The organism is Chryseobacterium sp. 3008163, from assembly GCF_003669035.1.
Classification (GTDB): domain Bacteria; phylum Bacteroidota; class Bacteroidia; order Flavobacteriales; family Weeksellaceae; genus Chryseobacterium.
Genome location: NZ_CP033070.1, coordinates 1,897,167 through 1,911,855, shown reverse-complemented (window position 1 = coordinate 1,911,855; position 14,689 = coordinate 1,897,167). Strand labels below are relative to the sequence as shown.

The 14,689-nt window shown below is 38.9% G+C and carries 7 protein-coding genes, 2 tRNA genes, 3 rRNA genes and 1 pseudogene; 10 read left to right on the top strand and 3 right to left on the bottom strand.

What is annotated here, in order from left to right:
- The first annotated feature begins 583 nt into the window (after window positions 1–583).
- From EAG08_RS08585 to rrf, 5 genes are all read left to right on the top strand, one after another.
- Window positions 584–2,101: ribosomal RNA gene (locus EAG08_RS08585) — 16S ribosomal RNA — on the top strand.
- Between the two features lie 233 nt (window positions 2,102–2,334).
- Window positions 2,335–2,408, top strand: a tRNA-Ile gene (locus EAG08_RS08580).
- An 85-nt stretch (window positions 2,409–2,493) separates the two neighbouring features.
- A tRNA-Ala gene (locus EAG08_RS08575) sits at window positions 2,494–2,567 on the top strand.
- A gap of 205 nt (window positions 2,568–2,772) precedes the next feature.
- Window positions 2,773–5,532 (top strand): 23S ribosomal RNA (locus EAG08_RS08570).
- Between the two features lie 143 nt (window positions 5,533–5,675).
- A 5S ribosomal RNA gene (gene rrf, locus EAG08_RS08565) occupies window positions 5,676–5,783 on the top strand.
- Together the 16S, 23S and 5S rRNA genes with 2 tRNA genes alongside form the textbook arrangement of a ribosomal RNA operon.
- A 949-nt stretch (window positions 5,784–6,732) precedes the next feature.
- On the opposite strand, the gene EAG08_RS08560 is transcribed toward rrf, so the two are convergent.
- The gene (locus EAG08_RS08560) at window positions 6,733–8,355 is read right to left on the bottom strand and encodes an ABC-F family ATP-binding cassette domain-containing protein (protein WP_129535076.1); all 1,623 of its coding nucleotides are present in this window, start codon (window positions 8,353–8,355) and stop codon (window positions 6,733–6,735) included.
- A 115-nt stretch (window positions 8,356–8,470) separates the two neighbouring features.
- On the opposite strand from EAG08_RS08560, the gene smpB reads away from it, so the two are divergent.
- The 5 genes from smpB (at window position 8,471) to EAG08_RS08535 (ending at window position 13,494) form a co-directional block, all read left to right on the top strand.
- On the top strand, window positions 8,471–8,929 hold the full coding sequence (gene smpB / locus EAG08_RS08555; RefSeq protein WP_129535075.1) for an SsrA-binding protein SmpB: 459 nt from the start codon (window positions 8,471–8,473) through the stop codon (window positions 8,927–8,929).
- A 77-nt stretch (window positions 8,930–9,006) separates the two neighbouring features.
- On the top strand, window positions 9,007–10,485 hold the full coding sequence (locus EAG08_RS08550) for an OmpA family protein (RefSeq protein ID WP_129535074.1): 1,479 nt from the start codon (window positions 9,007–9,009) through the stop codon (window positions 10,483–10,485).
- A gap of 94 nt (window positions 10,486–10,579) precedes the next feature.
- Complete coding sequence (locus tag EAG08_RS08545) at window positions 10,580–11,320, top strand: YebC/PmpR family DNA-binding transcriptional regulator (protein WP_129535073.1); 741 nt, start codon at window positions 10,580–10,582, stop codon at window positions 11,318–11,320.
- A 284-nt stretch (window positions 11,321–11,604) separates the two neighbouring features.
- Window positions 11,605–12,429 carry a UDP-2,3-diacylglucosamine diphosphatase gene (locus EAG08_RS08540; protein ID WP_129535072.1) on the top strand — a complete coding sequence of 275 codons (825 nt, stop codon included), beginning with the start codon at window positions 11,605–11,607 and terminating at the stop codon, window positions 12,427–12,429.
- Window positions 12,430–12,522: 93 nt separating this feature from the next.
- On the top strand, window positions 12,523–13,494 hold the full coding sequence (locus EAG08_RS08535) for a glycosyltransferase family protein (protein ID WP_129535071.1): 972 nt from the start codon (window positions 12,523–12,525) through the stop codon (window positions 13,492–13,494).
- Here EAG08_RS08535 and EAG08_RS08530 read toward each other — a convergent pair.
- Together EAG08_RS08530 and EAG08_RS08525 are read right to left on the bottom strand one after the other, a co-directional pair.
- The gene (locus tag EAG08_RS08530; RefSeq protein WP_129535070.1) at window positions 13,483–13,773 is read right to left on the bottom strand and encodes a GNAT family N-acetyltransferase; all 291 of its coding nucleotides are present in this window, start codon (window positions 13,771–13,773) and stop codon (window positions 13,483–13,485) included. The genes EAG08_RS08535 and EAG08_RS08530 overlap by 12 nt on opposite strands.
- A 148-nt stretch (window positions 13,774–13,921) precedes the next feature.
- Window positions 13,922–14,664: pseudogene (locus EAG08_RS08525) on the bottom strand (RDD family protein).
- Window positions 14,665–14,689 lie beyond the last annotated feature (25 nt).

Below are 14,689 nucleotides of genomic sequence, written 5' to 3'. Positions count from 1 at the left end.
CTCCGGCACCTCGACGCATCAACTCTCCCCAACACAACCCCCATCCTCCAACCTCTAACCTAATGAAAATTTTTCTCCCACGCTTTCAAGGTTTTACCGTCAAATATGAATTTAATTTGAATTTTATGTTAAATAGATTTGGAAGTGTGGGGGTAAAGTTGGTACTTTTGCCCCACTGAAAACGAGAGTATATCAGTAGCGCAGGAGGGCCTTCGGGCATATAATTTAAGTTACTTTATAGGATGTAAATCAAAAAAAGATTCACTGAAAATTTTTAGCAATAAAAGTTGTGAGAATAAAAAAGATTTGTATCTTTGCAATCCCAATACGGGAAGCGCAGGAGTAGCAGATTGAATGTTTAGGAAAAGGGTTTAGGGTTACTTAAAAAACTTTAAAATTTCTTCAAAAAACATTTGGTCAATTAGAAATAAGTTATTACTTTTGCACACGCAAATACGGCAACGCCCAACGACAGAAAAGGGTAGCTGAGGAAGCGGAAGAGAAGAGATCATTGAAAAATAGATATAACAACCAAGTAAGGAAAAACTAAAGCGTCAAAACTTTGAGTGAGTCAGACAAACATACAATGGAGAGTTTGATCCTGGCTCAGGATGAACGCTAGCGGGAGGCCTAACACATGCAAGCCGAGCGGTAGAGATTCTTCGGAATCTTGAGAGCGGCGCACGGGTGCGGAACACGTGTGCAACCTACCTTTATCAGGGGGATAGCCTTTCGAAAGGAAGATTAATACCCCATAATATATTGAATGGCATCATTTAATATTGAAAACTCCGGTGGATAGAGATGGGCACGCGCAAGATTAGATAGTTGGTGAGGTAACGGCTCACCAAGTCAATGATCTTTAGGGGGCCTGAGAGGGTGATCCCCCACACTGGTACTGAGACACGGACCAGACTCCTACGGGAGGCAGCAGTGAGGAATATTGGACAATGGGTGAGAGCCTGATCCAGCCATCCCGCGTGAAGGACGACGGCCCTATGGGTTGTAAACTTCTTTTGTATAGGGATAAACCTTTCCACGTGTGGAAAGCTGAAGGTACTATACGAATAAGCACCGGCTAACTCCGTGCCAGCAGCCGCGGTAATACGGAGGGTGCAAGCGTTATCCGGATTTATTGGGTTTAAAGGGTCCGTAGGCGGACTCGTAAGTCAGTGGTGAAATCTCATAGCTTAACTATGAAACTGCCATTGATACTGCGGGTCTTGAGTAAGGTAGAGGTAGCTGGAATAAGTAGTGTAGCGGTGAAATGCATAGATATTACTTAGAACACCAATTGCGAAGGCAGGTTACCATGTCTTAACTGACGCTGATGGACGAAAGCGTGGGGAGCGAACAGGATTAGATACCCTGGTAGTCCACGCCGTAAACGATGCTAACTCGTTTTTGGGGCTTTAAGCTTCAGAGACTAAGCGAAAGTGATAAGTTAGCCACCTGGGGAGTACGAACGCAAGTTTGAAACTCAAAGGAATTGACGGGGGCCCGCACAAGCGGTGGATTATGTGGTTTAATTCGATGATACGCGAGGAACCTTACCAAGGCTTAAATGGGAATTGATCGGTTTAGAAATAGACCTTCCTTCGGGCAATTTTCAAGGTGCTGCATGGTTGTCGTCAGCTCGTGCCGTGAGGTGTTAGGTTAAGTCCTGCAACGAGCGCAACCCCTGTCACTAGTTGCTAACATTTAGTTGAGGACTCTAGTGAGACTGCCTACGCAAGTAGAGAGGAAGGTGGGGATGACGTCAAATCATCACGGCCCTTACGCCTTGGGCCACACACGTAATACAATGGCCGGTACAGAGGGCAGCTACACAGCGATGTGATGCAAATCTCGAAAGCCGGTCTCAGTTCGGATTGGAGTCTGCAACTCGACTCTATGAAGCTGGAATCGCTAGTAATCGCGCATCAGCCATGGCGCGGTGAATACGTTCCCGGGCCTTGTACACACCGCCCGTCAAGCCATGGAAGTCTGGGGTACCTGAAGTCGGTGACCGTAACAGGAGCTGCCTAGGGTAAAACAGGTAACTAGGGCTAAGTCGTAACAAGGTAGCCGTACCGGAAGGTGCGGCTGGAACATCTCATTTTAGAGCGTCATTAGACGTTAAACAAATAAAGATACTTAAATGTATCATGTACTTACTTAAAAGAAAACGTTTTAGTTTTTTACTCGGTTGCTTATATTATAAAAATACAAAACCCACTAGAAATTAGTATCAGGGAAAGAGAGATTTTAGTTACAGAAGTTAGAGGTTAGATAATTAGAAGTTAGTTTTAAAGCTAACAACTAAAAACCGACAACCGACAACTAAAAACATGAAGTCTCGTAGCTCAGCTGGTTAGAGCGCTACACTGATAATGTAGAGGTCGGCAGTTCGAGCCTGCCCGAGACTACTAATTGAATTAGAGGTTAGAAGTTAGTAATTAGAAGTTAGTTTTCAACTGACCACTAAAAACCGACAACTGACAACTACTAGAGGGGGAATTAGCTCAGCTGGCTAGAGCGCCTGCCTTGCACGCAGGAGGTCAAGGGTTCGACTCCCTTATTCTCCACAGTTTTGTGCGTTTGATTTAAAAGTACGATGGATAGAGCCAAAACAAATATCCATTTATCAGACAAGCAGAAAGAATTAAGATCATTGACATTAACGGTAAAAATATCACAAAGAGAAAACCGAGCGCAATTAAGCGTTTGAGTTTACAAAAATAGCTTGGTAGCAATACTAAGCAAAAAATACTGAACTAATTAATAATTAGGAAAGAAATCGTTAAGGGCGTATGGCGGATGCCTAGGCTTTCAGAGGCGAAGAAGGACGCGGTAAGCTGCGAAAAGCTGCGGGGATCGGCACACACGAATTGATCCGCAGATGTCCGAATGGGGCAACCCGGCATGTTGAAGACATGTCACCTCGTAAGAGGAGCAAACCAGGAGAACTGAAACATCTAAGTACCCTGAGGAAAAGAAATCGAAGAGATTCCGTAAGTAGTGGCGAGCGAACGCGGATTAGCCCAAAAGTCTTTATATATTTAATAGAATGTTCTGGAAAGAACAGCCATAGAGGGTGATAGCCCCGTACATGAAAGGTATATTTAGATGATAAATGAGTAGGGCGGGACACGTGAAATCCTGTCTGAATATGGGGGGACCATCCTCCAAGGCTAAATACTCCTGAAAGACCGATAGTGAACAAGTACTGTGAAGGAAAGGTGAAAAGCACTTCGAATAGAAGGGTGAAATAGAACCTGAAACCGTACGCCTACAAGCGGTCGGAGCCCACAAGTTGGGTGACGGCGTGCCTTTTGCATAATGAGCCTACGAGTTAATGTTACTAGCGAGGTTAAGGACTTCAGGTCCGGAGCCGGAGCGAAAGCGAGTCTGAATAGGGCGCTTAGTTAGTAGTATTAGACGCGAAACCTTGTGATCTACCCATGGGCAGGTTGAAGCTTTGGTAACACAAAGTGGAGGACCGAACCGGTTGACGTTGAAAAGTCTTCGGATGACCTGTGGGTAGGGGTGAAAGGCCAATCAAACTGGGAGATAGCTCGTACTCCCCGAAATGCATTTAGGTGCAGCGTCGTGTATAAGTTTATTAGAGGTAGAGCTACTGATTGGATGCGGGGGAGTCAAATCCTACCAATTCCTGACAAACTCCGAATGCTAATAAATGTTCCACGGCAGTGAGGGCGCGGGTGCTAAGGTCCGTGTCCGAGAGGGAAAGAACCCAGACCAACAGCTAAGGTCCCCAAATCTCTATTAAGTTGAAGCAACGCGGTTGGACTGCATTGACAGCTAGGATGTTGGCTTGGAAGCAGCCATTCATTTAAAGAGTGCGTAACAGCTCACTAGTCGAGCGGTCCGGCATGGATAATAATCGGGCATAAATAGAGTACCGAAGCTATGGATTTACAACTTAGGGTTGTATCTGGTAGGGGAGCATTCTGTTTGCACAGAAGCTGAGTCGTGAGGCTTGGTGGAGCGGACAGAAAAGAAAATGTAGGCATAAGTAACGATAAAGCGGGCGAGAAACCCGCTCACCGAAAGACTAAGGTTTCCTCAGCCATGCTAATCAGCTGAGGGTTAGTCGGGACCTAACGCGAACCCGAAAGGGGTAGTGGATGGACAATGGGTTAATATTCCCATACTTGCTCACACTAAAAAGGGGACGGAGTGCCGTACTTACTGGAGACTGACGGAATAGTCAAGACCTAGCCTTCGGGCGAAGTTGCTGTAAGGAAAGTGCTTCCAAGAAAAGCCGAAGTGAAGCAACCCGTACCAAAACCGACACAGGTAGTCGAGGAGAGAATCCTAAGGTGCTAGAGTGAATCATGGTTAAGGAACTAGGCAAAATAGTCTCGTAACTTCGGAAGAAGAGACGCCAGCAGCAATGCTGGCCGCAGTGAAGAGGCCCAGGCGACTGTTTATCAAAAACACAGGACTCTGCTAAATCGAAAGATGCTGTATAGGGTCTGACACCTGCCCGGTGCTGGAAGGTTAAGGAAGGGCGTTAGCAGCAATGCGAAGCGTTTGACTGAAGCCCCAGTAAACGGCGGCCGTAACTATAACGGTCCTAAGGTAGCGAAATTCCTTGTCGGGTAAGTTCCGACCTGCACGAATGGTGTAACGATCTGGGCACTGTCTCAACCATGAGCTCTGTGAAATTGTAGTAACGGTGAAGATGCCGTTTACCCGCAATGGGACGAAAAGACCCTGTGAACCTTTACTATAACTTCGTATTGACTTTGAGTAAGTAATGTGTAGGATAGGTGGGAGACTTTGAAGCAGGCACGCTAGTGTTTGTGGAGTCAACGTTGAAATACCACCCTTTACTTACTTGGAGCCTAACTTCTTTTAGAAGGACACTGCGTGGTGGGTAGTTTGACTGGGGTGGTCGCCTCCAAAAGAGTAACGGAGGCTTTCAAAGGTACCCTCAGCACGCTTGGTAACCGTGCGTAGAGTGTAATGGCATAAGGGTGCTTGACTGTGAGACCTACAAGTCGATCAGGTGCGAAAGCAGGACATAGTGATCCGGTGGTTCCGTATGGAAGGGCCATCGCTCATAGGATAAAAGGTACTCCGGGGATAACAGGCTAGTCTCCCCCAAGAGCTCACATCGACGGGGAGGTTCGGCACCTCGATGTCGGCTCGTCACATCCTGGGGCTGGAGAAGGTCCCAAGGGTTGGGCTGTTCGCCCATTAAAGTGGCACGCGAGCTGGGTTCAGAACGTCGTGAGACAGTTCGGTCTCTATCTATTGCGGGCGTTAGATGTTTGAGAGGGCTTGATTCTAGTACGAGAGGACCGAATTGAACAAACCTCTGGTGTATCAGTTGTTCCGCCAGGAGCACCGCTGAGTAGCTACGTTTGGAAGAGATAAGCACTGAAAGCATATAAGTGCGAAACTCGCCTCAAGATGAGACATCTTTTAAGGGTCGTTGGAGATGACGACGTTGATAGGCTACAGGTGTAAAGTTGGTAACAGCATAGCCGAGTAGTACTAATTACCCGTAGATTTATAGCCTAATTGGCAACGCTTAATTGCGCAATCAAGGTTCTCTCTTTGTGAACATTTTTATCGATAAAACAGTTGACAGTAAAGAGTTGACAGTTGATAGTATTATACCATCAACAATCAACCAAAAACTGACAACAATATACAACCTTTAGGGTGGTTTTAGCGGTGGGGCTCACCTGTTCCCATTCCGAACACAGAAGTTAAGCCCACCAGCGCCGATGGTACTGCGAAAGCGGGAGAGTAGGTCGCCGCCAGTTTTTATTTAAAAGTCTCATACATTCAGTTGTATGAGACTTTTTTTTGTCCTAAACCTTAAGTAAACCTTAAAATCTAACTCACTAACCCTTAGAATCTAAGTTTAAACCTAACTAACTAACTAACTAACTAACTAACTAACTAACCCTTAGAAGCCTCAGGCATGGATTTGTAGGAGACTTTTCTTGTTCTAAATTTTAGAAATTAAGTTAAAAATAAAAGAACTTAAGTGTTTACATGATTCGAGATCTAGTTTAGGGTAAAGAAGTTAATGAAAATCAAGATAATTTAATCCAATAATCCATACTGTTGCTCCGTAGGAGCAATATCTGTGTAGAAAAAAGCTGAAGCGGTCACAAGCGCGTTCCGTAGGAACGCTATCTATTCCTCATTTGTAAATGCTGCACAGAATTTACAGGTCGCTCTGGAGGAGTTTCTCCTTCCATGAGCTTTTGTTCATATTCTACTAACAGTCCGCCGCTCTGCGGCTTTTGGAAACAACTACACATCTTGGAAAGTTATATATTGTAATTGTTTTAAGATGATTCATAAGCTTCATTTTAATGATGAATACAAGATGATTTTTATTCATCTTAAAATACCCACACAAATGTAATTTTGCGTAACCATCAACCATCAACCATCAAGTAATAGTTTTGAAAATGGAAAAAGTCATTTTTTTGACATATAATCAAAGAATGCAGTCACCCATAGCCCAGATCGAAACGGCATCCTTTTTTGTTATCCGGTAAAAGCACAGGCACAAAAAAGATATAGTGTAGAGCTGGATCAAGCTCCTGAAAAATAATGTCTTTGTCGTGTTTTCAATATTTTTTTTGATGATTGTAAAACAGTTATATAATTCTTGTAAAAATCATAATTATTAGAATATTTAACAAAAAAATCAGGATAGAAAAATCTACCCTGATTAAATATTTTATGTAATGCTAATTAAGAATACATTTTTTCTCTCAGTTCTTTAATCTTTTTATCTGCAAGATATTCATCGTAAGTTGTTTCTCTGTCAATGATTCCTTTTGGTGTCAATTCAACGATTCTGTTACAAACTGTTTGTAGCATTTCGTGGTCATGAGATGATAATAGAAGATTTCCTTTGAAGTTTGACAATGAGTTGTTCAATGTTGTAATACTTTCAAGGTCTAAGTGGTTGGTAGGCTCATCTAATAACAATACGTTGGCTTTCTGAAGCATCATTCTGCTGAACATGCATCTCATTTTTTCACCTCCGGAAAGTACCTTACAAGACTTTAAAGCTTCATCTCCTGAGAATAGCATTCTTCCTAAAAATCCTCTCATGAATTCTTCGTGACGTTCCTCATCATTTTTGGTGAATTGTCTTAACCAATCCACTAAATTGATATCTTCTTGGAAGAAAGTAGTGTTATCCAAAGGCATGTGAGATTGGTTTGTGGTAACTCCCCATGCTACATTTCCTTTGTCTGCCTGATTATTTCCAGCTAAAATCTCAAAAAATTCTGTAATTGCTAAAGAGTTTTTTGAAATGATGGCAACTTTATCTCCTTTTTTAAGATTTAAATCAATGTTTGAGAACAATAATTCTCCATCTTTTGTCTTTTCTAGACCTTTAACATCTAAAATCTGATCTCCAACTTCTCTTTCCATTTCGAAAATAATTGCCGGATACCTTCTTGAAGATGGTTTAATATCATCGATGTTCAATTTATCGATCATTTTCTTTCTTGCGGTTGCCTGTTTAGCTTTCGCAACGTTTGAACTAAATCTTGCGATGAAATCCTGAAGTTCTTTTTTCTTCTCCTCTGCTTTTTTGTTAGCCTGAGCTCTTTGTCTTGTTGCTAACTGAGAAGCTTGGTACCAGAAAGAGTAATTACCTGTATAAAGGTTTAATTTAGCATAATCTAAATCTCCGATGTGCGTACAAACGGTATCTAAGAAGTGACGGTCGTGAGATACAACGATTACTGTATTTTCATAATCTGCCAAGAAATCTTCTAACCAAGCGATGGTGTCGATATCCAAGTCATTCGTAGGTTCATCCAAAATCAATACATCAGGATTTCCGAAAAGCGCCTGAGCCAAAAGAACTTTTACTTTGTCTTTATTCTCTAATTCACTCATCATCTGCCAATGCATATCGTCTTTGATACCAACATTTGAAAGCATGGTTTGAGCATCAGATTCTGAGTTCCATCCACCCATTTCTTCGTAGACAACACCAAGTTCGCCTGCTTTGATTCCGTCTGCATCAGAGAAGTCTTCTTTGGCATACAAAGCATCCATTTCTTCTTTTATCTCGAATAATTTCTTATTTCCTCTTAAAACAGCTTCAAGAACTGTAAATTGATCATATGCAAAGTGATCCTGTTCCAAAACTGACATTCTTTTCCCTGGTTCCAGAGATATGTGTCCTGTAGTTGGATCTTGCTTTCCTGTAAGTATTTTAAGGAATGTAGACTTTCCTGCTCCATTTGCTCCGATGATCCCATAGCAGTTTCCTTTGGTAAACATAATGTTTACTTCGTCAAAAAGAACTCTTTTCCCAAATTGTAAAGATAAGTTAGATACTGTTAACATATAGTTTGTAAATTTGGCGCAAAATTACGAAAAGAAATCGGGTATTTATAATATTGTAATACTCAAGTTTTTAATGTAAGGTAATTTTGTATATTACATTAATGAAATTTTAGATATGAAGATCGAAAAAACAGTTAATATATTTAACAGAAGAGCACGTTTTGAATACGAATTTATAGAAGAATTGGAGGCCGGAATGGTGCTTACCGGAACCGAAATAAAATCTTTACGCTCTTCTAAAGCATCTATCACAGAAGCTTTCTGTCAGTTTATTGATGGGGAATTGTACATCATTAACATGATGATTGATGAGTATAAATTAGGAACTTTTTACAATCATAAAACAAAAAGGGAACGAAAGTTGCTGTTGCACAAAAGAGAATTGTTAAAACTCGAAAAAAAACTCAAAGATGCAGGTAACACAATTATACCTTTAAAATTATATATCAACGATAAAGGCAAAGCTAAAGTGCTGATAGCGTTGGGAAGAGGGAAGAAGCTTTTTGATAAGAGAGAAGCAATAAAAGATAGAGAAAGTAAACGAACCCTCGATAGAATATTAAAGAAAAGTTAAAAATCATCCTGAAAACTTTGTTTATAAAGAAAAATTATATTTATTTTGCAATATCAATTATTTAATCATTTAATTCTATGAAAAATCTAAAATTAGGAATTTCAGCATTGGCGCTTACTGTTGCCTCTACTGTGTTCGCTCAGACTACCAACAATCCGTGGATGATCGGGGTTGGTGCTCACGCAGAGAACCATAAAGCACAGGCAGGTACATTCAGTAATACTTTTGCTGCAACAAATTTGACGAAGACTATGTTCAATATGAACAACTTCTCAATCACTCCACCATTATCTAAACTTACTGTTGCGAGAAACATCGGTAAAGGTTTGGTAATCGACTGGCAGACTACTGTTGGTAACGTAGAGAACCAAAGATTCAACATGGGTAAAGAATTCATGTTAATGACTGGTCTTGGTTTCCAAGCTAAAGCTGCAGGTCTACTTTGGAATGAAGAGTCTTGGTTTGATCCATATTTAAGAGTAGGTGCTAACTACCTTAGACATGATTATACTTCTCTTACTTTCCCAAGAACTGATGTGAATGGTGTAAGTACTGGAAACGGTGAAAACGGTAACGAAGACGGTAAAGCTAATCACTTTGCAGTTGCTACAGGTGCTGGTGTAAACTTCTGGTTGACTAAGAACTTTGGTCTTGGTGTTCAAGGAGATTATGTTTCAACTCCAGGTGACAAAGCAAATTATGCTAACTTTTGGCAAGCTTCTGCTTCTTTGAACTTTAGATTCGGAAACAGAGATAGAGATAAGGATGGTATCTTAGATAAAGACGATTTATGTCCAGATACACCAGGTTTACCAGAATTCCAAGGATGTCCTGATACTGACGGAGATGGAGTTCCAGATAAAGACGATCAGTGTCCAGATGTTGCTGGTCCAGTTGAAAACAACGGTTGTCCTTGGCCAGATACTGACGGAGATGGTATTATCGACAAAGATGATGCTTGTCCTACAGTTGCAGGTCCTGCAGAAAACAATGGTTGTCCTTGGCCAGATACAGACGGTGACGGTATCTTAGATAAAGATGATGCTTGTCCTACTGTTCCAGGTCTTCCAGAATACAACGGATGTCCTAAACCTAAGACACCAGATGTTATCGTTATCAATAAGGAGTTAAAAGATATCTTGTTTGATTTCAACAAAGCTACAATTAGACCTGAATCTAGTGCGAAATTAAATACTGCTGCTGAAATTATTAAAGATGCAGAGGAAACTAATTTCTTAGTAGTTGGTTCAACTGATGCTAAAGGTTCTGTTGCTTATAACTTGAACTTATCAAGACAAAGAGCTGCTGCTGTTGTTGCTGCTTTAGAAGCTAGAGGTATTAATCCTAACACTCTTAAATCTATCGGTATTGGTTCTCAAGAAGCTACTGTTCCTGCGAAGGCAAGTGATGCTGAAAGAATGGTTGATAGAAAAGTTGTTGTAAGAGCTATCTCAGGATCTGAGTGGGAAACTTACAAAAAGAATGATATGGAAGTAGCTAAACCAGTTGTGAAAAAAGCAACTAAAAAAGCTCCTGCTAAAAAGAAGAAAAAATAATTAATTTTTCTAAATAATAATACCCTCAGATTTTTCTGGGGGTATTTTTTTTGTTGTTGATTTTGAGTAATTTTGTGAAAATTTAAAATATAAAATGGGAAGAGCGTTTGAATATAGAAAAGCTTCGAAAATGGCGCGTTGGGATAAAATGGCCAAAACTTTTTCTAAAATTGGTAAAGATATTGCCTTAGCGGTAAAAGCTGGCGGTCCTGATGCGGAAGCAAATCCGGCATTGAGAAGATGCATCCAGAATGCAAAGGGTGCCAACATGCCTAAAGATAACGTAGAAAGAGCTATCAAGAAAGCAAGTGGTGCTGATGCTGAAAACTATGAAGAAATCAACTATGAAGGTTATGGACAAGGTGGCGTTGCATTTTTTGTTGAATGCACTACGAATAATACCACAAGAACTGTTGCCAATGTAAGAGCGATTTTCAACAAGTTTGATGGTAACTTAGGAAAGAATGGTGAATTGGCTTTTATTTTTGATAGAAAAGGAATTTTCAGTATCGATTTGTCGCAGATTAAAATGGATTGGGACGACTTTGAAATGGAAATGATTGACGGTGGAGCTGAAGATGTAGAAAAAGATGATGAGGAAGTGATGATTACGACAGCATTCGAAGATTTCGGATCATTGTCTCATAAATTAGATGAATTGAAAATTGAAGTGAAAAGTGCAGAACTTCAAAGAATTCCAAACAATATCAAAGAAGTGACAGCAGAACAGTTTAAAGCCAATATGAAAATGCTTGACCGTTTTGAAGAAGATGATGATGTACAAAACGTCTATCACAATATGGAAATTACAGATGAGTTGCTTGGCTCACTATAAAAATAATGTGATTATCTTTCTGCGACTAATAATTTTTGCCACGAATACACGAATTATCAAATCTTGAATCCATTAGAAATTTCTTCAAAGGAAAATAGCAAGATTGCATTTGTATATTCGTGGCTATTTTATGCCTATCAGTAGCTGAGAGTCACAAAAATAATATAGCATTCATATACAATTCATTTTGATGTAGTTTCTTTGCATAAAATCATATTTGAATCGTTATTGATTTAATAGAATCGATAATGAAAATATTTATTTGATTATAAAGCAGTCTGCAAATGAAAAGAAACGTTGAATTGGTTGTCATTTCGGATGTACACTTGGGAACTTACGGATGTAAAGCTAAAGAACTGTTGAGATATCTTAATTCTATTCAACCGAAAACACTAGTTTTAAATGGTGATATCATTGATATCTGGCAGTTCAAAAAGTCTTACTTCCCTAAGCCTCATTTAAAAGTGATAAAAAAAATCATTTCATTTGCCACAAAAACTACGGATGTCTACTACATCACGGGCAATCACGATGAAATGTTCAGAAAATTTACCGATTTTGAATTGGGTAAACTAAAAGTCATCAATAAACTTTGCTTGAACTTAAACGAAAAGAAAACCTGGATTTTCCACGGTGATGTTTTTGATGCATCTGTGCAGCATTCAAAATGGATTGCGAAACTTGGCGGAAAAGGCTATGATCTTTTAATTGTGATTAATAATGTTGTGAATTGGTTTTTAGATAAAATGGGTAAAGAAAAATATTCATTTTCAAAAAAGATCAAAAACAACGTCAAAAAAGCTGTCAAATATATTGGTGATTTTGAATTAACAGCTTCTGAGCTTGCGATTGATAATGGATATGACTTTGTAATATGCGGGCACATTCATCAGCCGCAAATCCGTGAGGTTGTCACTAAAAAAGGTTCATGTACCTATTTAAATTCAGGTGATTGGATTGAGAATCTTTCCGCTTTAGAATACAATGATGGCGAATGGAAAATCTTTCATTATGAAGAGCACCAGCATTTATTGAAAGACGATGAAACCGAAGAAATTCAGGATATGAATAATTCTGATCTTTTGAAAATTGTTACCCAATTTACTTAATTTGAAATCGAGAACAATTCAAATATTCTTGATCTGAAAATATTTTTATTTGAGAATTTCATTTGACCACATGAAAATAGTAAACATTTATAGATGAAAATTTTATACGCTTTTCAAGGAACAGGAAACGGCCATGTTGCGAGAGCTCAGGAGATCATTCCTATTTTAAAAAAATATGCATCTGTAGATACATTGATAAGTGGTCATCAATCACAGTTAAAAACAGATTTTCCTATAGATTTTAAACATCGTGGAGTCTCACTTCTCTATAATAAAACGGGTGGAATTTCATATAAAAAGATTCTTTTTGAAAATAATTTTCTGGAAGCTATCAATACAATCAGACAAATAGAGTTGAGTCAATATGATTTAATTATCAATGACTACGAGCCGCTTACAGGATGGGCTTGCAAACTTCGCAATTTAAAAATGCTTGAATTAAGCCATCAGGCTTCGATGAGTTTTAAGGAGACTCCAAAACCAGACAAGAAAGATTTCTTTGGTGAAATGGTGTTAAAACATTACTGTCCGAGTAAAGATAAAATTGGTTTTCATTTTGACAATTATCACTCACAAATCAAAAAGCCAGTTATTAGGAGAAAAATAAGAAATTTAAATCCAACAAAAAAAGGATTTTATGTGGTTTATCTTCCCAGTTTTTCAGATGAAAATATCACGAAAGTTTTAACCAAAATTCCTGTAGAATGGAAAGTTTTTTCGAAATATACTAAAATTCACAGTAAGACAAATAATGTCGAAATTTATCCGATTGATGAAACTCATTTCTTAGAATGCTTCGAAAGCTGTGACGGAATTCTTTGTAATGCAGGTTTTGAAGGGCCTGCAGAAGCGCTTTTCATGGATAAGAAATTGTTTGTGATCCCCATTCACAATCAATATGAACAGGAATGTAATGCCTGCGCTTTAGACAAAATGAGTATTCCCAACTCTAAAATCCTGAATGTGGAGGAGATTAGAAATTGGGTACATTCTGATATTCATTTTAAGGTAAATTATCCTGACGATATTGAGGACATTATTCTAAATGAAGTATTAACGTTCTAAAAGAATATCTTCCACATCATTCATTCTTTTCATTACGGATCTTGCGTAAGAACAGTGTGGATAAACGTTCCATTTGTTTTCTCTTGAGAATTTGATGGCTTCTTCCACCAAGTATTTTCCCATTCCGCGACCTTCAAATTCGGGGTGAACGAGTACAAATGAAATAATCAGCTTGTTCTCTTCCGGAAAGATCGTGTAGGTCAATCTTCCGACTTCTTTGATCTCGTTGCTGAGGGTAATTACTCCGCCGTTTCCTGATTTATTATTTTCGAATTGCATACGTTTGATTTTGTTTTAAAATTTACAAAAATTGAACCGATTTGCAGGCTACTAATTTTCTTATCACTAATTGATGAATATTCATAACACACATCAAATTAAAAATTCGTTTAAATAAAACAATTAATTCGTGGCGAAAAATTTCAAGCTAATCTTTCCCTGTGTAATAATTGTAATCTTTGATCACAACTCCAATAAACTGTCTTTCGGTCATTTTTGTCGGGTCAACTTCCAATTTTAAAATTCCTTTTATTTTGTCTGAAAGTTTGGTAATGATTTGTCTATCATCAATTTTTAAAGCTTTCAAATAATTGTCTTTAATAATTCTCATATCATTATCGCTCAAACCAATCACTTGTGGAAAAGTAGGAATGTAATCAGTCTGAAGATTTTCTAAAATCGTATGAGAAATATTGATGTTATTTTTTAATGAAATCACAGCGGTTCCCGCAGCAATATCACCAAAACGCTGGTTGTTTTTGGTAACAATCATCGTAATAAAGCCAACAATCAAGACAGAAACGTCAATCACTCGGAAAACCCAGCGAATGAGATAATCTCCAAAGCTTGCCTGATAACCATCGATTTTCACCACGCGAATTTTCATCACTTTTTTACCAAGAGTTTGTCCTTCCATTAAACTTTCTAAAACAACGGGATAGATAACCGTCGGGAAAAGAAGAATGCTGTAAACAGCGCCTTGTGACCAGTAATCAAGATCATTTAGAATGTATCCCAAATCAAAAACGCTGAAAAAAGATACAAAATAGCAATGCCGTAAGCAATCTTAATCACAGAATCGATGAGGAAGGCAAGAAATCTTTCACCAATACTTGAAATGTTAAAGTTAATATTTACATTTTGTGAGGTATTAATCGCAATTTGAGACATATTTTTTATTATTTTAGCCTTACAA